We start from the raw sequence: 19,211 nt of genomic DNA, 5'->3' as shown, positions 1-19,211 counted from the left end.
GAGTCTAACTGATTCGCGCGGCGGGCCGGCCGGTCGGCGGGACCGGAAATCCTTCCGGGCTATTCCGGGGCTCGCTGCAGGATCCGGCTCAGGAACCGCTAGGTGCGTCTGTCCCGCTTACCGCAGCGTCGCCGCTCTCCGAGGCGGCGGCACAATAGTCTCGCCAGAACTGGCGGTAACCCGCTTCGAGCTCACGCGTGTAGATCTCGACATTGCCGGCGGGCGAGGCTGCGATCTGAGCCGGCAATCCCGCGCGCAACTTCGCCAGATAATCGGGCTGCGATGCAAACTTGCGGGCGATCTCGACATAGCCATCGTCATCCTCGGCGACCCAGTCGCCGAGACCGACGGCGGCCACGATGGAGGCGCCGGCACGCGAAGAGGCTCCAATGCCGAGCTTGGCGACGACGGGAACGCCCTTGTAGAGGGATTCCCAGGTGCTGATGCCGCCATTCTGTGGGAACGTGTCGAGCGAAATATCGATCTTGTCAAAGGCCATCAGGTGGTCGTTGCGCGAGGTGGTGCCGAGGCACGTGATATTCTCCTCGGCAATGCCCTGCGCCACGAAACGCGCGATCAGGCTATCGCGCAGCAGGGGATCATCGAGCAGACCGTGCTTGAGGACGATCTTGGATCCCGGAACCTCGCGCATGATCCGCGACCACACACGGATCGCATCATCCGATATCTTGTAGATGCGGTTGAACACGCCGAAGGTGACGTAGCCGTTGCGGAGCATCGGCAACTCGGACGGCTGCAGATCCGAGACGGGCTCCATCGTGATCAGGCACGGCAGATCGTGGATCTTTTCGGGAAACAGATGCCGGACCGACGGCGGAATGAAAACGGGATCCGCGAGCACATAGTCCATGGTCTGCATGCCCGTGCCCGTCGCGTGTCCGAACCCAGTGGCCTGGATCGGGGCAGGCTTTCGCGCGAAAACCTGCAACCTGTTACCGGTCGTATGGCCCGAAACGTCGATCAGGATGTCGACATTGTCAGCCTGAATGCGATCGACGAGTTCGTCGTCCGAAAGGTCCCAGGCGTCGACCCAGACGTCCGCCAGCGACTTGAACATGGCGGTGTACTCGTCCGCTCCCGGCCAGGAATAATAGCAGATGATTTTGAAGTTGGCGTGATCATGATGGCGCAGCACCGGTAGCAAGGTGAGGCCCGCCGAGTGTTGCCGGAATTCGGCAGCGACATAGCCGACCACAATCTGCTTGTCCGGATCGAGCGGCCGCTTCGGCAGCGTCCGCCGCGGCAGCTTGGAGCCGATCAAGTCCCACCAATCTCGTCGTACCGCCTGCTGGAGCGCGAAATCGGCCTCGGCGCGGTAGTCCTGCAAGAAGATCTTGCCCCTGATCGCATCTCCATAGTCCGGACGGATCGCCAGCGCGCGATCGAGATATTCGATCGCGGCGTCCATCTCTCCCTGATTTGAATGAGAGAATCCCATCAGCGCCAAGCCGACCTCGGAGCGCGGATTTTGCTCGATCAAGGCCGTTGCGGCCGCCATCGCCTGCGCGGTCTTCCCCATCACGAGGCAGGCCTGTGCCTTGCCCCGGAGGGCCAGTTCGAGCTTGGGCGAAATGGCAAGCGCGGCCTCGAAATCCGCAAGCGCCGGCTCCAGGCGCTGCAACTCGTAACTGAGCCGCCCTCGCTGGGCCAGAATCCTCGGCGAGCCGGGCTTGATCGCGAGCGCCGTGGCAAGCTTGGCTGCCGCCTCCTCGTGGTGCCGGAGCTCCATGCAGACCATGCTGCTGCCGACGATTGCCTCGGCGTGACGCGGCTGAAACAGCAAGGCGCGATCGAAACTTTCCTTGGCGCGCGTGATCTGTCCAAGCACTATCTCGACCATTCCGCGATTGCAGAACGCATCGGCGTAGTCCGGCTTGATCTTGATTGCGCGCTCGTGCAGTTCGAGCGCCTGTTCGTACTGCCCCAGATGCATCAGCGTATTGCCGAGGTTGGTCAGCGCGACCACGAAATTCGGCTTCAGCGCGATGGCCCTCTCCTGACACCGCCGCGCCTCCTCGAAATTACCGAGGTCGAAGTGCACGGTCGCCAGGTTGTTATGGGCGTCATGCAGGCGCGGATCGAGCGCAATCACGCGCTCGAGCAGCTCCCGGGCCTCCTCCAGGCGGCGGCCGTCATGCGCACACATCCCGAGCAGGTGCAAGGCGTCGACATGATCCGGAAGCGCTTTCAGGATCTCACGGCATAGCGCCTCTGTCTCGGCAAATTTGCCTTGGCCATAGGCGGCGGCCGCGGCGGAGATGATGGCATCCGCCTGCTTCATCAACTTCTTCTGCAATCGCGCGTTCTGGAATGCGCGCGCGCCGCCGCTGTTCTGCAAGGTTACTCTCCGGAGGATGGCCTTACCGAGAGTCTAACTGATTCGCGGCCGAGGCCGCCCGATCGGCTGGACCGGCAACACCCCGGGATCTTCCGGTGCCCCGCGCGGGATCTGGCTCGGGACCAGCCTCGGGCATGCACCATCCAAAGCTGATGTCGATCATCTCAGGCCTCGGACGTCGCGGTCCGGCGCGGCGGACGTGCCTACGCAACGTCGCATGTTTCCGAGGCCTCGGCACAATAGTCGCGCCAGAACTGGCGATATCCCGCCTCGACCTCACGCGTGTAGATCTCGACGTTGCCGGCGGGTGAATTGGCGATCTGCGCCGGCAGATCCGCGCGCAGCTTCGCCAGATGGGCAGGCTGCGCGGCAAATTTGCACGCGATCGCAGCATAGCCCTCGTCGTCATCGGCAACCCAGTCGCCGAGACCGACGGCCGCCACGATGGAGCCGCCGGCGCGCGACGAGGAGCCATTACCGAGCTTGGCGACGACCGGGACGCCCGCATAGAGGGATTCCCAGGTGCTGATGCCACCGTTTTGCGGGAAGGTGTCGAGCGAAATGTCGACATTGGCAAAGGCCCGCAAATGCTCGCGGCGCGAGGTCGAGCCCATGCAGATGACGTTCTCCTCGGCGATGCCCTGTGCCACGAACCGCGCGATCAGACCGTCGCGCAGCATCGGATCGTCGAGCAGCCCGTTCTTGATGATGATCTTCGATCCCGCCACCTCACGCATCACCTTCGACCACACCCGGATGGCCTCGTCCGAGATCTTCAAGATGCGGTTGAACACACCGAAGGTCACATAGCCGTTGCGGAGCATGGGAAGCTCCGAAGGTGGCACGTCCAGGATGGGATCGATCGTGATCAGGCTCGGCAGGTCATAGACCTTTTCGGCCAGCAGGTGGCGCGCCGACTGCGGAATGAAGATCGGATCCGCGAGCACGTAGTCCATCGTCTGAAGGCCCGTGCCTGTTGCGTGCCCGAAGCCCGTGACCTGGATGGGGGCCGGCTTCCGCGAGAAAACATGGAGCCTGCTGCCGGTCGTATGTCCGGACACATCGATCAGAATATCGATCCCGTCGGCCTGGATACGATCGGCCAGTTCATCGTCCGAAAACTGCGCGGCATCGACCCAGACGTCTGCGCAAGCCTTGAACTTCTCGGTCATCCCATCCTGCAACGGCCAGCAGGAATAGCAGACGATCTTGAACTTGGCGTGATCGTGATGGCGCATCACCGGCAACAGGGTGTACGCCGCCGAATGCTGCCTGAATTCCGACGCGACATATCCGATCACGATTCGTCTGTCCGGATCGAGATCGCGCGGCGACAGGGCCCTTTGCGGAAGCTTGGCGCCGATCTGATCCCACCAATATTTTCGTGCCGCCTGCTGGACCACGAAATCGGCCTCCGGCAGGTAATCCAGCACGAAAATCTTGTATCCGATGGCCTCCGGAAAGTCCGGCGCGATCGCCAGCGCCGCATCGAGATATTCAAGCGCCGTCGCGATGTCTCCCTGGTTCGCATGGCAAGAGGCCAGGAGCGACATGCCCGCCTCGGATTGCGGATTGACCTCGAGCAGGGTCTTGACGCCCGCCATCGCCCCCGCCGTGTTCCTCACCATAATGTCGACCTGCGCCCTCCAGCACAGCGCGAGCTCGTTCCGTGGCGATTGCGCCAGCGCTGCATCGAAATCCGCGGCCGCCTGCTCCAGCCGGTACAGGGTCAAATGGAGCCGTCCGCGCTGCACCAGAATCCGCGGTGAGCCCGGCTTGAGCGCGAGCGAAGCTTCGAAGGCGGCCTCCGCCGCCTCGAAGTGCCGGAGCTCGAGGCTCACCATGGCCTTGCCAGCGATCGCTTCGGCGTGACGCGGCTGAAACGACAGGGCGCGATCGAAGTCCACCCCGGCGCGCTCAAACTGGCCGATCATCAGTTCCGCCATCCCGCGGTTGCAAAATGCATCGGCATAGTTCGGCTTCAGCCTGATGGCGCGCTCGTGCAGTTCGATCGCCTCCTTGGCGAGGCCGAGGTGCAGCAGCGTATTGCCGAGATTGGTCAGGGTGATCGGACAATTCGGCTTCAGCGCAATGGCCTTCTCCTGGCATGCGCGGGCATCCTTGAACCTCTCGAGCGCGAAATACACGGCCCCGAGATTGCCATGGGCATCGGGCGAACGCGGATCGAGTCCAACCGCGCGCTCAAGCAGGAATTGCGCGTCCTCGAGCCACCCGCCGTCGAACGCGCGCAGGCCGAGCAGGTGCGTGGCGTGGAAGTGATCCGGAACCTCCTTCAGGATCTCGCGGCAAAGGATCTCGACTTCGTCAAATCTGCCCTGCCCGAGCGCCTCGATCGCGAAGGACATGACGGCGTCCGCCTGCTTCCTCAGCTTCTTTTCCAATCGCGCATTCTGGTATGCGCGCGCGCCGACACTGCTCTGCAAGGTCTCTCTCCGGAGGATGGTCCGAAAAGAGGCAAGCTGATTCGCATGGTGCGAAGCTGGTGGGTCGGTTGGAGCAGCGAGGCCGCCGGATTTTCAGGCGCTCACCGCAGAATCTGGCTCAGGAACAGTTTCGTGCGGGCGTGCTGGGGGGCGGCAAAGAACTCGTTCGGGGTATTGGCCTCGATGATCTGGCCGGCGTCCATGAACACGACGCGGTTGGCGACCTCGCGGGCAAATCCCATCTCGTGGGTCACGACCAGCATGGTCATGCCCTCCCCGGCGAGGTCGACCATGGTGTCGAGGACCTCCTTGACCATCTCGGGGTCGAGCGCCGAGGTCGGCTCGTCGAACAGCATCACCTTCGGGTTCATCGTCAGTGCGCGCGCGATCGCGACGCGCTGCTGCTGGCCACCGGACATCTGGCCCGGAAACTTGTTGGCCTGGTGCGGGATCTTGACCCGCTCCAGGAATTTCATCGCGGTTGCCTCGGCATCCCTCTTGGGGATGTTGCGGACCCAGATCGGCGCCAGCGTGCAATTGTCCAGAACCGTCAGATGCGGGAACAGGTTAAAGCTCTGGAACACCATGCCGACCTCGCGGCGCACCGCGTCGACATGCTTGAGGTTCGGCCCGAGCGCGATGCCGTCGACGACGATCTCGCCCTCCTGGAATTCCTCCAGTGCGTTGATGCAGCGGATCAGCGTGGACTTGCCGGAGCCCGAGGGCCCGCAGATCACGATGCGCTCGCCCTTCTTCACCTCGAGGTCGATGTCGCGCAGGACGTGAAATTCGCCGTACCATTTGTTCAGGCCGGAAATCTTGACGATGGGGTCGGACATGGTGGCCTCGATCAGTTGCGGCGGTGGGCGTTGAGGCGGTGCTCGACGAACAGCGAGTAGCGTGACATTCCGAAGCAGAACAGAAAATAGATGATCCCGGCGAACGCGAAACCCGTGAACGCCGTGGACGGCGTCGACCATTTCGGATCCGAGAACGAGGCCCTGAGCGAGCCCAGGAGGTCGAACAGCGCCACGATCGAGACCAGCGAGGTGTCCTTGAACAGCGAGATGAAGCTGTTGACGAGGTTCGGAATGACGTGGCGCAGCGCCTGCGGCAGCACGATCAGCGAGGTCGTCTTCCACCAGGACAGCCCGAGGGCCGCCGCAGCCTCGCCCTGCCCGCGCGGGATAGCAGCAAGCCCGCCGCGAACGTTCTCGGCTTGATAGGCGCCCGTGAACAGCGCGATGCCGATCAGCGCACGCACCAGACCGTCGACCGTGAAATTGCCGGGCAGGAACAGGGGCAGCATGTAGGTCGCGAAGAACAGCACGGTGATCAGCGGCACGCCGCGCCAGAACTCGATGAAGGCGATCGAGAAGATCCGGATCAGCGGAATGGTGGAGCGGCGGCCCAGCGCCAGCGCGATGCCGATCGGTAGCGAGGTGACGATGCCGGTGACGGACACCACCAGCGTCACCAGCAGGCCGCCCCACAGGCTCGTCTCCACGACCGGCAGCCCGCCATGATCGAGCCCCATCAGCTTGATCACGATGGCGATGGCGACGAAGGTGGCAATGCTCGATGCGAGCGCACGCCAGCCGGCGCGCACACCACCGCCGAGAAGGAAGGCGATCAGGGAGACGATCACCGCGGTGATGGCGAAATCGACCCAGACCGACTGGCCCGTTCCCTGGAGCTGATCGCGCAGCCAGGTCAGCGGAAAGATCAGCCAGTAGATCGCCGTGCCGACAAGCACGACGAGGTTGCCAACGACCCACAGCAATGGGGCGATGGCCGACGTCTTGCTGAGATTGAGCAGGGCCTGCCCTGCCCCGATGATGCTGTCGTCGAACAATTGCAGGAGGCCGGCCGTCCAGCTCAGGCCAAAGCCGGTGATGCCGCCGCCGCGCAGCAGGAAGAATGCGACCACCGGAAAGGCGAAGAAGAACAGGCCGGCGTTCAGCCCTTTCGACGGCAGGCGCGGAACGAGCAGCGGCACCAGCAGGACTGCCGCCAGGATGAGCGTGAGGTTGACCCGCCAGCGCTCGGCCTCGGGATAGAAGCCGTAGATCAGTTGCGGCAGCTTGGCCTGGATGTAGGGCCAGCAGGCGCCGACCGCAAATCCGGCATTCTCGGCCAGGCAGGCCGTGCGATCCTTGCCGGCCCAGACCGCATCGACCATCAGGAACCTGACCGAGGGAATGATGGTGAACCAGAGCAGCAGGGCGCCCACGATCGTGAGCAGAATGTTGGTCGGCGAGTTGAACAGGCGCGTACGCATCAGGCCGACGAAGCCCGTGGTCTTCACCGGCGCGGGACGCTCGGTGAGCAGGTCCTGGCGAACGAAGCTGGACGAGGTGATGTCGGTCATGCGCCCAGACTCCGGCTGACGCGCCAACCGTAGACGCTCATGACGGCGCTGGTGACGAGCGAGATCAAGAGATAGACGCCCATCGTCATGGCGATGATCTCGATCGCCTGTCCAGTCTGGCTCAGCGAGGTGCCGGCGAACACCGACACTAGGTCGGGATAGCCGATGGCGACCGCCAGCGAGGAGTTCTTGGTGAGGTTGAGATACTGGTTGGTCAGCGGCGGCACGATGACGCGCATCGCCTGTGGCACGACGATCAGCCGGAGCGTGGTGCCGCGGCTCAAGCCCAGCGAGGACCCCGCCTCCATCTGTCCTTTGTGCACGGACAGGATTCCGGCGCGCACGATCTCGGCGATGAAGGCGGCGGTATATGTCGACAAGGCGACCGTCAGCGCCACGAACTCCGGGATGATCCGCGACCCGCCGGCAAAATTGAAGCCCTTGAGCTGCGGCAGCTCGAAGGTGAAGGGCAGACCGAACACCAGCATCGTGACCAGCGGCAGCCCGAACAGCAGGCCCAGCACATAGGGCCAGATGCGGATCACCTGCCCGCGCTGGAACAGCGCGCGCCGCGCATGGAAGCGCAACGCCAGCGATGCGACGATGCCGAGGACCAGCATCGCCAGGAACGGCTCGAACCCGCTCTCGCCGATCGGACGGGGAATGACGAGGCCCCGATTGCTGACGAAGGCGATGCCGAGCAGCGAAATGCTCTGCCGCGGATTTGGCAGCGCCGCGAGCACCGCCAGGTACCAGAACAGGATCTGGAACAGCAGCGGCAGGTTGCGGATGATCTCGACATAGAGCTCGCCGATGCGCGACAGCAGCCAGTTGGGCGACAGCCGGCACAGCGCGACGATAAAGCCGATCACGGTGGCGAAAAAGATGCCGACCACTGAGACCACGAGCGTGTTCAGAAGCCCGACCACGAACACGCGCAGGAACGTGTCCGAGCCGGTGTAGGAGATCAGGGTCTGGTTGACGTCGAAGCCGGCATTGTTCCTGAGGAAGCCGAAGCCGGCGGCAATGTGCTGGTTTTCGAGGTTGGCGCGGGCGTTGGAGACGATCTCATAACCGATCCAGCCCAGGATCGCCGCGAAGGCAAACTGGACGGCGACGCCGTTCCAGCCTGCCTTGCCGCCCAGAATGCGCCTGATCTTCAGCGCGATCTGGGCCGGCGGTTTTCGAGCCTCGGTGCTCATCGCCGCGTGCCGCTCAAGCGGGATCAGCGGATCGGCGGCGCGTACTGGAGACCGCCCTTGTTCCAGAGATTGTTGAGGCCGCGATTGATGGCGAGCGGCGAGCCCGCGCCGACGTTGCGATCAAACACCTCGCCGTAATTGCCGGTGGCCTTCACGATCCGCACCACCCAGTCTTTCGTCAGGCCGAGCTGTTCGCCGAAATTGCCGTCGCTGCCGAGCACGCGCTTCAGCTCAGGGCTTTCCAGTTTCGCCTTCTCGTCGACGTTCTTCGAGGTCACCCCGAGCTCCTCGGTGGTGACGAGGGCAAACAGCGTCCATTTCACGATGTCGAACCACTGGTCGTCGCCGTGGCGCACCATCGGGCCGAGCGGCTCCTTCGAGATGATTTCGGGCAGCACCATGTGGTCATTGGGATTGGCGAGCTTGAGGCGGTTGGCATAGAGGCCCGACTGGTCGGTGGTGAACACGTCGCAGCGGCCGGCCTCATAGGCCTTGACCGTCTCGTCGTTGGTGCCGAACGCGATCACCTCGTACTTCATGTTGTTGGCCTTGAAGTAGTCGGCCAGATTCTGCTCGGTGGTGGTGCCGGTCTGCACGCAGACCGAGGCGCTGTTGAGCTCGAGGGCGGAATTCACCTTGAGCGACTTCTTCACCATGAAGCCCTGCCCGTCATAATAGGTCACGCCGGTGAAGTTGGCGCCCAGCGAGGTGTCGCGCGAAATGGTCCAGGTGGTGTTGCGCGAGAGCACGTCGATTTCGCCGGATTGCAGCGCCGTGAAACGGTCCTTGGCCGAGGTCGGCACGAACTTGACCTTGGTCGGGTCATTGAAGATGGCCGCCGCGATCGCACGGCAGACGTCGACGTCGAGCCCGGTCCAGTTGCCCTTGTCATCGGGCGCGGAGAAGCCCGGCAGGCCCTGGCTGACGCCGCAGGACAGCGTGCCCCGGTCCTTGACGGTCTTGAGCGTTTGCGCATCGGCGGCTTGGGCAGTCAGGCCGGCGGCGAGAGCAAGAGTGAGAGCCAGGGTTACGCGTTTCATGGGGGGAAGGCCTTTCAAGGGTCGTCTCAAGGTCAGGAATGTTGTCTCAGGATCGTCTCTGCCAGGGTGAGCCTTGCAAGAGTCATGCTGGAAAACCTTGCCGAACACTCGCCGATCTCGGGAGGCCATACCTTAATCCCCGCCGCAGGCGCCCGCCATTATGGCTGTAGCGCAAGGTCCGGTCAGACGATGGATCGAAGGTCGCGGCAGGCCCCTCAACATGCGGCGACTGAATAGCACCTACGCATCACAGAACGACTGGCGAGCCGGGTCAAGGGGTTGACGGGACTCTTCTGTGTTCTGTTATTAACGACAGCGGCCTTTCGGCCGGCCAGCGGGGCGCATCGCGCCCGGCGGAAACGCAGTTTTGAAAGCAGGCGCATGGATTCCTCGCACCCCTCCCAGCAGCAGGCCGAGACCCGGCTGGTCACCTCCGGCCGCGACACCAAGGCGCAGAAGGGGTTTGTCAATCCGCCGGTGTTCCACGGCTCGACCGTGCTCTATCCGACCGCCGAGGACCTGCATGCCCATCGCGGCGAGTTCACCTATGGCCGCCACGGCACCCCGACGACCAGGGCGTTCCAGGACACGCTGATGGCGCTGGAGGGGCCGCAATGCGCCGGCGTCGGCATCGTGCCATCCGGGCTGTCGGCGATCTCCACCACCCTGCTCTCGGTGCTGAAGACCGGCGACCACATTCTGGTCTGCGACAATGTCTATCGGCCTTCGCGCAATTTCTGCAACGGCATGCTCGCCCGCTACGGCGTCGAGACCACCTATTTCGATCCGCTGATCGGCGCCGGCATCGACAAGCTGTTCAAGCCCAACACGCGTGCGGTGCTGGTGGAGGCGCCGGGCTCGCAATCGTTCGAGATGCCCGACATCCGCGCCATCGCCGAGGTCGCGCATGCGCGCGATGCGCTCGTCATCGACGACAACACCTGGGCCACCCCGCTCTATCATCGCTCGCTCGAGCAGGGCGTCGACATCAGCATGCAGGCGGCGACCAAATATATCGGCGGCCATTCCGACATCATGTTCGGCACCATCTCGGCCAACGCAAAAGCCTGGCCGCAGATCGCCGAGGGCATCCGCCTGCTCGGCGTCTGCGCCGGCCCCGACGACGTCTTCCTGGCGCTGCGCGGCCTGCGCACGCTATCGGTGCGATTGGCGCAGCATCATCGTTCCGGCCTCGACATGGCGCGCTGGCTCGCAAGCCGTCCCGAGGTCGCGCGCGTGCTGCATCCCGGGCTCGAGACCGATCCGGGCCATGCGATCTGGAAGCGCGACTTCACCGGCGCCTCGGGCCTGTTCAGCATCGTGCTGAAGCCGGCCCCGCAGAAGGCCGTCGACACCATGCTCAACACGCTCAAGCTGTTCGGCATGGGCTTCTCCTGGGGCGGCTTCGAAAGTCTTGCGATTCCCTTCGACTGCGACGGCTATCGCACCGCGACCAAGTGGGCGCCGGGCGGCCCTACCCTGCGTCTGCATATCGGGCTCGAAAGCACCGACGACCTCAAAGCGGATCTCGATCGCGGCTTCGCTGCCCTCAAGGCAGCAATGTGAGCCTGCTCAAAAGGCATCGCGCCTGCGGACGCGCCAACGCGCGCCGCGGGAACGCGCAGCCGCCGCAAACGTTAACGCCGACGCGCCAACAAATGGTTTGATCCCCAGACATTTGGCGCTAGCTTCACCAATCGACTCCAATCCGGACACGGAGCATGGGAACGTTGGTTCTGCTCGATCTGATGGGCGGCGTGGCGCTGTTGCTGTGGGGACTGCACATGGTCCACAGCGGGATCCTGCGCGCCTTCGGCCCGGACCTCCGCCGCCTGCTCGGCAAGGCGCTCGGCAACCGCGTCAGCGCGTTCGCCGCCGGCCTCGGGCTCACCGCGCTGCTCCAGAGCAGCACCGCGACAGCCCTGATCACCAGTTCGTTCACCGCCGAGGGCCTCGTCAGCCTCGCCGCAGCGCTTGCCATCATGCTGGGGGCCAACGTCGGCACGACGCTGATCGTGCAGGTGCTGTCGTTCAACATTGCTGCCGTCGCGCCCGTGCTGTTCGTGCTCGGCCTCGTCGCCTTCCGCTCCGGACCGCGCTCGCGGATCAAGGACGTCGGCCGCGTCTGCATCGGCCTCGGATTGATGCTGCTGTCGCTGCACATCCTGCTCGACACGCTGGCGCCGGCCGAGAATGCACCCGGCGTGCGCGTCGTGATGTCGGCGATCACCGGTGATCCCATCCTGTGCATCGTCATCGCGGCGCTCGTCACCTGGGCGGTGCATTCGAGCGTCGCCAGCGTGCTGCTGATCATGTCGCTGGCCTATTCGCAGTTCATCACGCCCTACGCGGCCCTGGCTCTGGTGCTCGGCGCCAATCTCGGCAGCGCCATCAACCCCGTGTTCGAAGGGGCCAGGCGCGACGATCCCGCGAGCTACCGCCTGCCGGTCGGCAATCTCGTCAATCGCGTGATCGGGATTGCACTGGTGCTGCCATTCCTGAGCGTGATCGCGGAGCACATGCACGCCTGGCAGCCAGATCTCGCCAGGATGACGGCCGCCTTCCACATCGCCTTCAATGTCGGCACCGCCATCATCTTCATCGGCCTGCTCGACACCATGTCGCGCCTGCTGACCCGCCTCCTGCCCGACCGCATCCAGGACACCGATCCGGCCCGCCCGCGCTATCTGGACGAGACCGCGCTGGAGACGCCGTCGCTGGCGCTCGCCGACGCCGCCCGCGAAACGCTGCGGATGGGCGACTTCGTCGAGGTGATGCTGCGCAAGGTCATGGCCGCGATGATGACGGGCGACCGCGCCCTGGTCGACCAGGTCTCGAAGATGGACAATGTCGTCGACGGCCTGGATGAAGCCATCAAGCTGTACGTGACGAAACTGATGCGGGGCAGCCTCGACGAGAGCGAGGGGCGGCGCGCGATGGAGATCATCTCCTTCGCCATCAACCTCGAACACATCGGCGACATCATCGACAAGAGCCTGAGCGAGCTTGCGACCAAGAAGATCAAGCGCCGCTTCCAGTTCTCGGCCGAGGGCTCCGAGGAGCTCGCCGCCTTCCACAAGCGCACGATGGAATCGCTGCGGATCGCCTTCGGCGTGTTCATGTCGGGCGATGCGAATGAAGCGCGCAAGCTGCTGGTGGAGAAGACCACGCTGAAGAACACCGAGCTTGCCGCCGTCGAGCGCCATCTCGACCGCCTGCGCGAGGGCCGCCCCGAGACCATCGAGACCACCTCGCTGCACCTCGACGTGCTGCGCGATCTGCGCCGCATCCATTCGCACATCTGCTCGGTCGCCTATCCCGTGCTGGATGCCGCGGGCGAGCCGTATCGCAGGACCGAGACCGAGACGGCCGCCCTGCCCGCCTCAGGCGCGGCCTCGGCGTTGCCGCGCTAGCCCGGCGCGAACAAGAACCGCGCCGCCTGCCAGCAGCAGGCCCGCGCCGCAAAGCAGGACCGGCCCAATCCACAGCGTCAGGAACGACAGCAGCCGCGCGTCCTCGGGCCGCCGGGGATCGTAGGCAATCTTGACCGGCTCGCGGTCTGAATAAGGCTGGGCGGTCGAGCCCGACGAGGACGTGAGCGTCACCGAGCGCCCGTCGATCGTCGTGAATTGAAACGACGGATAGAGAAACGTTCCGCCATGATTCCCGCCGGTCCGCGCGACGGCACCCATGAACCGCGCTTCGGTCTGCTCGGCCCGCACAAGGAACGCGACGGTGCTGCCGAGCTCGAACAGGCCGAGCCCGAGTAACAGCAGGCCGACCAGAAAGACTGACGTGAACAGGACGGCCTGTAACTTGTTCATGCCGATGAGGCACGCAAGAGCGAGCTATTCGCTCGAGACCTGCTTGCCGTTGATGATGATGAAATAGACGTTGCGGAGGTAGACGACGAGGCCAAGCGCCTGGCCCGCGATGAACACGGGATCCTTGCGATAGAGCGCGTAGACCAGGAGCAGCGCACCGCCGCCGACCGAGAAGAACCAGAACGCGACCGGCATGACGCTCTTGCGCGCACGTTCGGACGCGATCCACTGCACCACGAAGCGCATGGTGAAGAACGCCTGCGCCACGAAGCCCAGGATCACCCAGGCGTCGAATTTCACGACGAAGACGTCGTGCAGATAGTTGAGAAGGCTAGTCATGAGGTGTCACCTCGGTCACGTCGGGCGTCGGCTTCTTGCGTCGGATCAGCCACCACACGCCGGCCAGATCCATGATGCCGATCCATAGCCGGTCGAAGAAACCGTAATTTGACACGCCGGAGCGGCGCGGCCGGTCGATCACGTCGACATAGGCGATCTCGTAGCCTTCACGCCGCACCAGTGCCGGCAGGAAACGGTGCAGCCCGTCGAAATAGGGCATCGCGAGGAAGACCTCGCGCCGGAATGCTTTCAGGCCGCAGCCGGTGTCGCGCGTGCCGTCCTTCAGGATGCCGTTGCGGACCTTGTTCGCCACGCGCGACTGGAATTTCTTGAAGCCCGTGTCCTTGCGTCCGACGCGCTGGCCCGCGGCGAGCCCGACATGGGCGCCCTTCTCGACCGCCGCGATCAGGTCCGGCAGGAACGCCGGATTGTTCTGGCCGTCGCCGTCGAGCGTGGCCACGATCGCGCCGCGCGCGGCACGCACGCCGCTGCGCACGGCAGCGGACTGGCCGCCGGATTTTGCATGTCGGAGCTGACGCAGATTGCCCCGCTGCGCCATGATGGCCTTGAGCCGCTCGCCGGTCGTATCGGTCGAACCGTCATTGACGTAGATGATCTCGTAATCCCAGCGGCTGTCGAGCGCCGCGGTGATCTCCTCGATCAGGGGCGCGATGTTGTCGGCTTCGTTGCGCACGGGAACGACGATGGAAACCGAAGGCTGGGACGTCGACAAATGAGGCTCGTGGTTGGAATTGGCCTGCGCCTCGGGGAACCGGCGGCCCCGGCAGGCAGCCGCTTTTATGGGGCGGAGGCCCCGCGGGCAACCCTTTTGAGGCGGCCGCCGACCGGTCCTGGAATGGCCAAGATGCTGCCATCGGCGCGGATGGCGAAGCCGAGCCTACGGGCCGCGAACCAGTAGCGGACCGCCATGGCGCCGACCATGCCGACCAGGGCGCCGGCCACGACGTCGCTCGGATGATGCGCGAGCAGCACCAGGCGCGTCAGCAGGATCACGATTGCGTAAGTGAACATGAAGACGCGCAGCCGCGGCCAGAGTGCCGACACCGCGAAAGCGAGCGCGAACGCCGTCACCGCATGGCCGGATGGCAGGCTGGCATAGGCCCCGCTGCCCTCGAACGGGATGAAGTTGAACGGGTCGGCCTTGCCGCCGACGAACGGACGTCCGCGGCCAATGAGATATTTCAGGATCTCGGCGATCAACACCGAGAATGCAACGGATAGAAACAGGAACTGGAGCCGCGTACCGAGGCCGAGCAGCAGCGCGCGGCGGGTGCCGTAAAGGCCGGCCGCAACGAGCGCCACGACCACGAGGGCGACGGCCAGCGCCGAGAGCACATACTCGTCCTTGCCGAAATCGGTCAGGATGCGGATCGGCCACAGGCCGGGCGTGCCGCGCGCCGGCATCAACTGGATCTCAGTCAGGTCGAACGCCAGCATCAGCGCGATGACCAGGGCCGCGCCCGCGGCGCTGAGCCATAGCGAATGGCGCGCCAGCTTTCGCGCGGCCTCGGCGCGGCGCGAATGCGAGGGCGAACGCACGAGCTGCGCCAGCGCACGCCCCGTCACGGTCAGAAACTGCGCGGGATAGCTCGGCCGCGGCGCGATGTTGGTCGAGGCCGGCATCCTATTCGGTGCCTTCCGAGCGGAAGATCGAGATCGAGATCGCGCGCCCTTGCGAGAAATTGTAGCCGTCGATGCGGGCGCCGACCTTGTAACGCAGCCCGATCGCCTCGGCGCGCTGCACGAAGCTGCGCTCCGAGCGCTGCTCGATCAGCGCGAAGCGGCAGCTGCCCTGCCGCAGGAAGTCCGCCGCGCCCGAGCCGTCGGTGAGCAGCGTCTGGGTGCCCGTCAGGAACACGAGGCTCGGCTCGTGATAGCCGGCGGCGGCCGCCTTCGGCCCGACGCAGGTGACGTTGCGCAGAGCACGCGCGACCTCGATGCTCGGAAACACCGGCGTCAGCGACGGCAGCACGATGCCGTAGACCACGACCGCAAGCATCAAGGCTGCGACCAGCGCGTTCAGCACCGAGCGCTCGGCGTGGTTGGTGTCGAACAGCCACCAGGCGAACAGGCCGAAGATCAGGGACGCCGCGATAAACGGCCAGGCCACGAAAGCCGGCTGCCGCGTCAGCATCACCGCGCCGACCACCGCGATGATCGAGGCGGCCGCGGGGATCGCGAACCACCAGGCCGAGCCGCGCATCAGCCAGGAGCGCGACAGCACGCGCCGCTCCAGCGCGCCCACGGTCAGGATCGCGATCGCCGGGTACAGCGGCAGCACGTAATGCGGCAGCTTGGTCAGCACCGCCTCGAACACGATCCAGGACGGGACCAGCCAGGCCAGCAGAAATTGCGCACCGGGCTCACGCCGCGCCCGCCACACCGCAGGCGCCGCCATTGCCGCGAGCGGCGCGCCCGGCCAGAAGGTGATCCAGAACAGCGCGAGGTACAGTCCGGGCGGCGCGCCATGGGATTCCTGCGCGCCGATCTTGCTCAGCATGTCGCCGCCGACGGAGTCCGCGAAGAAGGCATCGCCCGCGCGCCAGAAGATCGCGACGAACCAGGGCAGCACCAGCACCAGCATCCACATCAAGCCCCAGAGCGGGCGCAGCTTCCACAGCCAGGAGGCATCGCGGTCCTGGATCGCCAGTGCGACGATGGTCAGGCCGGCGAACATCAGGATCAGCGGCCCCTTGATCAGGATCCCGACGGCGAGCGCGGTCCAGAAGATCGCGGGCCAGCTCCAGGGCGGATGCGTCTCGTCCTCGGCGCGCTGCCACGACAGATAGGCCCGCGCCATCGCGCCCATCGCGGCGGTCACGCAGAACAGCAGCATCGCATCGGTCTTGGCGAGCCGCGCCTCGACGCCGAGCAGCACCGAGGCGCACATCAAGAGCGCCGCGAGCACCGCACCGCGCCGCGTGACGAAGCCGAGCGCCGCCCAATAGGTCATGAGCACGGCGCCGATCGCCCCTAGCAGCGACGGCAGCCGATAGACCCAGATCCGCAACTCGGCCTTCGGCAGCTTGAGCGCCGCGGCGGTTTCAACTGCCGCGGATTGCAGCCAGTAGATGCCGACCGGCTTCTTGTAGCGGACGTCCTCCTGGAAGCGGATGTCGACATAGTCGCCGCTCTCGACCATCTGCTTGGTGGCCTGCGCAAAGCGCGCCTCGTCGCGGTCGACAGGCGGGATCGTGAAGAAGCCCGGCAGGAACAGCAGCAGCGCGCACAGCACCAGAAAGGCCACCGCGCGGGCGTGGCTAGCCGTGACGACATCGAGCATCGACACCAGCCGGCTACCCGGATTTACGGGCGATTTCGGCTCGCGGGGGGCTCCAAAACGGGGGCTTGGGTAGGTCTCGGCCATTGGTTCCGCTTACGCTGAAACCGTCATTCCGACAACCGCTTAAGGCCGGGTCATTGAATTCGAATGACAACTGTGTCCGCGGCGCCAGTGGCATCGATCACGGTGAGCCGCGCAAAGCCCGGACCGGGCGGATCAATCAGGCGCTGGCGGCGCCCGTCGATCTCGCCGAGCGCCGTGCCATTAACCATGACGGTCATGGGCAGAACGCCGCCGGCGACCTTGACCGGCATGGCTGCGGCCTCAGAGCCACCCGACCGATCGACGTCGATCCGCGAGCCGTTCAGCGGGAACTGGATGTGCAGCGCCTGCTCGCTGCCGGTCCGCACCAGTTCCCCGACCGGGCGGAACCGTCTCAAGGGCAGCGGCAGCTTGGCGTTGCTGGCGACCAGGGTTCCCTTGGGCGGCTTCGGCAGCGGGGCCAGCGTCTTACCGGTTCGGGCGAAGGCGTCGAACAGGATGGGCGCGGCGGCGACACGGCCGATCAGACCGGGAACCGGCGCTCCATCGGGCCGACCGACCCAGACGCCGATGGTCATGCGGCCATCGAAGCCGACCGACCAGGCGTCGCGATAGCCGTAGGATGTGCCGGTCTTGAAGGCGATCCGGTTGTGGGCCGCGTTTTCCGGCGGTGGCGTACCCAGCAGCACATTGCCGACCTGCCAGGCCGCGACCTGATCGAGCAGCCGCAGCGGCTCGCGGTCGTCTCTGGCAGCCACGACCTCGCGCAGCGGCTTGGTGGTTCCAAGGCGGGCAAACCCGGCATAGAGCTGCGCAAGGTCCTGAAGCGTCACGCCGACGCCGCCGAGCCCCATGGCAAGCCCTGGCGCTTCGTCCTTGGGCAGGATGAGATTGCCGCCGGCCTGCCGCAGCCGCGACGCCAGCCGGCTCGCGCCGACGCGGTCGAGCAGCACGATCGCCGGCACATTCAGCGACAATTGCAGCGCCTTCTTCACCGGCACGGTGCCCTGGAACGTCATGTCGAAATTTTCCGGCGCGTAAGAGCCGAAGCGGACAGGCCGGTCGTCGATCAGGCTGTCGGGATGGACGAAGCCGTCCTCGAAGGCGAGGCCGTAGATGAAGGGCTTGAGCGTCGAACCCGGCGAGCGGATGGCGCGCGTCATGTCGACCTGCCCTGCCCGGCTCTCGTCGAAATAATCAGCCGAGCCGACGCGCGCGAGCACGTCGCCGCTCTCGTTGTCGACCACGATGATGCCGACCGAGATGTTCGCACCGAGCGCAACCGCGCGGTCGCGCGCCAGCGGTTCCAGCACCTTCTGAAGATTGGCGTCCAGCGTCAGCTTGATGACGGGCGCATCCTTGACCGTCGCAAGCGCGGTGTCGGACGCATGCGGCGCCAGGACCGGCATCGGCTTGCGCAGCTTCGGCACCGGCACGGCCTTGGCCTGCTTTGCGTCATCGAGGCTGACCACGTGCTCCTCGACCATGCGGTCGAGCACGCGGTCGCGAGCCTTGAGCGCCGCATCGGGATAGCGGTCGAGCCGGCGCGTCTCCGGCGATTGCGGCAGCGCCACCAGCAATGCGGCTTCAGCCAGCGAGAGCCGCTTCGGCTCCTTGCCGAGATAGGCGATCGAGGCGGCGCGGATACCTTCGAGATTGCCGCCATAAGGCGCCAGCGCGAGATAGAGGTCGAGGATTTCGCTCTTGCTGAGGGTCCGCTCGATCTCGATCGCGCGGACCATCTGCCGCAGCTTCGCATAGAGCGAGCGCTGCCGCCGCGGCTCCATCAGCCGTGCCAGCTGCATGGTGATGGTCGAGCCGCCGGACACGATCTGGCCGCGCGTTCCGAGCTGCAACGCGGCGCGGCCCAGCGCCAGCGGATCGATGCCGTCATGGGCATAGAAGCGCTGGTCCTCATAAGCGAGCAGCAGCTTGAGATAGATCGGATCGACGTTCGTCCTGGCGTCGACCGGAAGCCGCCAGCGCCCGTCAGCCATGGCATAGGCGCGCAGCAGTTTTCCGTTGCGGTCTACGATCGTGGTGGAGACCGCGCGAGCCTCGTCGAGGGGAAGCGGGCCGAGGGAGTAGACCCAGGTAACGAAACCGATGATGGCGAGGATGAATGTGAGAGCTGCGGCCGAGACGAGGCGACGGCCCCTGCCCCGCACTCCGCCGTTGTCATTCCGGGATGGTCCGAAGGACCAGACCCGGAATCTCGAGATTCCGGGTTCGGTGCTGCGCACCGCCCCGGAATGACGAGTTGAAATCGGAGTGTCAGTCATCCCA

14 protein-coding genes are annotated in these 19,211 nt (G+C 65.2%); 2 read left to right on the top strand and 12 right to left on the bottom strand.

What is annotated here, in order from left to right; all coding sequences use genetic code 11:
- Positions 1–88: 88 nt before the first annotated feature.
- The 6 genes from AAFG50_RS21210 to AAFG50_RS21185 form a co-directional block, all read right to left on the bottom strand.
- Entirely contained in the window at positions 89–2,359 is a 2,271-nt protein-coding gene (locus AAFG50_RS21210) for a glycosyltransferase family 41 protein (RefSeq protein WP_028174092.1), read from the bottom strand.
- A gap of 203 nt (positions 2,360–2,562) precedes the next feature.
- Positions 2,563–4,803: a tetratricopeptide repeat protein gene (locus AAFG50_RS21205; protein ID WP_028174093.1), complete on the bottom strand. Its 2,241-nt coding sequence runs from the start codon at positions 4,801–4,803 to the stop codon at positions 2,563–2,565.
- Between the two features lie 101 nt (positions 4,804–4,904).
- On the bottom strand, positions 4,905–5,642 hold the full coding sequence (locus AAFG50_RS21200; RefSeq protein ID WP_028174094.1) for an amino acid ABC transporter ATP-binding protein: 738 nt from the start codon (positions 5,640–5,642) through the stop codon (positions 4,905–4,907).
- 11 nt (positions 5,643–5,653) lie between these two features.
- Positions 5,654–7,174 (bottom strand): amino acid ABC transporter permease, encoded by a 1,521-nt coding sequence (locus AAFG50_RS21195; protein ID WP_011087220.1) that lies wholly within the window; start codon positions 7,172–7,174, stop codon positions 5,654–5,656.
- Positions 7,171–8,376, bottom strand: coding sequence for an ABC transporter permease subunit (locus AAFG50_RS21190; RefSeq protein WP_028174095.1), 1,206 nt, complete (start codon positions 8,374–8,376; stop codon positions 7,171–7,173). The genes AAFG50_RS21195 and AAFG50_RS21190 overlap by 4 nt, the downstream gene beginning before the upstream one ends.
- 23 nt (positions 8,377–8,399) lie before the next feature.
- Positions 8,400–9,416, bottom strand: a complete 1,017-nt coding sequence (locus AAFG50_RS21185) for an amino acid ABC transporter substrate-binding protein (RefSeq protein WP_028174096.1) — start codon at positions 9,414–9,416, stop codon at positions 8,400–8,402.
- A 381-nt stretch (positions 9,417–9,797) separates the two neighbouring features.
- Here AAFG50_RS21185 and metC point away from each other — a divergent pair, with 381 nt between their 5' ends.
- Positions 9,798–10,982, top strand: coding sequence for a cystathionine beta-lyase (metC, locus tag AAFG50_RS21180; RefSeq protein ID WP_028174097.1), 1,185 nt, complete (start codon positions 9,798–9,800; stop codon positions 10,980–10,982).
- Positions 10,983–11,137: 155 nt separating this feature from the next.
- Positions 11,138–12,829, top strand: a complete 1,692-nt coding sequence (locus tag AAFG50_RS21175) for a Na/Pi cotransporter family protein (protein WP_028174098.1) — start codon at positions 11,138–11,140, stop codon at positions 12,827–12,829.
- On the opposite strand, the gene AAFG50_RS21170 is transcribed toward AAFG50_RS21175, so the two are convergent.
- The 6 genes from AAFG50_RS21170 to pbpC all read right to left on the bottom strand — a co-directional run bounded on the left by AAFG50_RS21170 (position 12,800) and on the right by pbpC (position 19,207).
- Complete coding sequence (locus AAFG50_RS21170; RefSeq protein ID WP_028174099.1) at positions 12,800–13,240, bottom strand: DUF3592 domain-containing protein; 441 nt, start codon at positions 13,238–13,240, stop codon at positions 12,800–12,802. The genes AAFG50_RS21175 and AAFG50_RS21170 overlap by 30 nt on opposite strands.
- Before the next feature lie 24 nt (positions 13,241–13,264).
- The gene (locus AAFG50_RS21165; RefSeq protein WP_011087215.1) at positions 13,265–13,579 is read right to left on the bottom strand and encodes a lipid-A-disaccharide synthase N-terminal domain-containing protein; all 315 of its coding nucleotides are present in this window, start codon (positions 13,577–13,579) and stop codon (positions 13,265–13,267) included.
- Positions 13,572–14,312 (bottom strand): glycosyltransferase family 2 protein, encoded by a 741-nt coding sequence (locus AAFG50_RS21160; protein WP_028174100.1) that lies wholly within the window; start codon positions 14,310–14,312, stop codon positions 13,572–13,574. The genes AAFG50_RS21165 and AAFG50_RS21160 overlap by 8 nt, the downstream gene beginning before the upstream one ends.
- 65 nt (positions 14,313–14,377) lie before the next feature.
- Positions 14,378–15,223 carry a phosphatase PAP2 family protein gene (locus AAFG50_RS21155; protein WP_011087213.1) on the bottom strand — a complete coding sequence of 282 codons (846 nt, stop codon included), beginning with the start codon at positions 15,221–15,223 and terminating at the stop codon, positions 14,378–14,380.
- A gap of 1 nt (position 15,224) precedes the next feature.
- A complete protein-coding gene (locus AAFG50_RS21150) occupies positions 15,225–16,967 on the bottom strand; it encodes a glycosyltransferase family 39 protein (RefSeq protein WP_028174101.1) in 1,743 nt (580 codons plus the stop codon).
- Positions 16,968–17,017: 50 nt separating this feature from the next.
- Positions 17,018–19,207 (bottom strand): penicillin-binding protein 1C, encoded by a 2,190-nt coding sequence (gene pbpC, locus AAFG50_RS21145; protein WP_122975489.1) that lies wholly within the window; start codon positions 19,205–19,207, stop codon positions 17,018–17,020.
- Between the last annotated feature and the right edge of the window lie 4 nt (positions 19,208–19,211).

Source organism: Bradyrhizobium sp. B039 (assembly GCF_038965675.1).
In the GTDB taxonomy this organism is placed as follows: domain Bacteria; phylum Pseudomonadota; class Alphaproteobacteria; order Rhizobiales; family Xanthobacteraceae; genus Bradyrhizobium; species Bradyrhizobium diazoefficiens.
Note: the sequence above shows the minus strand (reverse complement) of the source record. Positions and strands in the feature narration are given on the sequence as shown.

Excerpts from the sequence above, each read along its gene's own strand:
- AAFG50_RS21170 (WP_028174099.1), bottom strand. The coding sequence starts at position 13,240 with ATGAACAAGTTACAGGCCGTCCTGTTCACGTCAGTCTTTCTGGTCGGC.
- AAFG50_RS21195 (WP_011087220.1), bottom strand. The coding sequence starts at position 7,174 with ATGACCGACATCACCTCGTCCAGCTTCGTTCGCCAGGACCTGCTCACC.
- metC (WP_028174097.1), top strand. The coding sequence starts at position 9,798 with ATGGATTCCTCGCACCCCTCCCAGCAGCAGGCCGAGACCCGGCTGGTC.
- AAFG50_RS21155 (WP_011087213.1), bottom strand. The coding sequence starts at position 15,223 with ATGCCGGCCTCGACCAACATCGCGCCGCGGCCGAGCTATCCCGCGCAG.
- AAFG50_RS21185 (WP_028174096.1), bottom strand. The coding sequence starts at position 9,416 with ATGAAACGCGTAACCCTGGCTCTCACTCTTGCTCTCGCCGCCGGCCTG.
- AAFG50_RS21175 (WP_028174098.1), top strand. The coding sequence starts at position 11,138 with ATGGGAACGTTGGTTCTGCTCGATCTGATGGGCGGCGTGGCGCTGTTG.
- AAFG50_RS21190 (WP_028174095.1), bottom strand. The coding sequence starts at position 8,376 with ATGAGCACCGAGGCTCGAAAACCGCCGGCCCAGATCGCGCTGAAGATC.
- pbpC (WP_122975489.1), bottom strand. The coding sequence starts at position 19,207 with ATGACTGACACTCCGATTTCAACTCGTCATTCCGGGGCGGTGCGCAGC.
- AAFG50_RS21150 (WP_028174101.1), bottom strand. The coding sequence starts at position 16,967 with ATGGCCGAGACCTACCCAAGCCCCCGTTTTGGAGCCCCCCGCGAGCCG.
- AAFG50_RS21165 (WP_011087215.1), bottom strand. The coding sequence starts at position 13,579 with ATGACTAGCCTTCTCAACTATCTGCACGACGTCTTCGTCGTGAAATTC.
- AAFG50_RS21200 (WP_028174094.1), bottom strand. The coding sequence starts at position 5,642 with ATGTCCGACCCCATCGTCAAGATTTCCGGCCTGAACAAATGGTACGGC.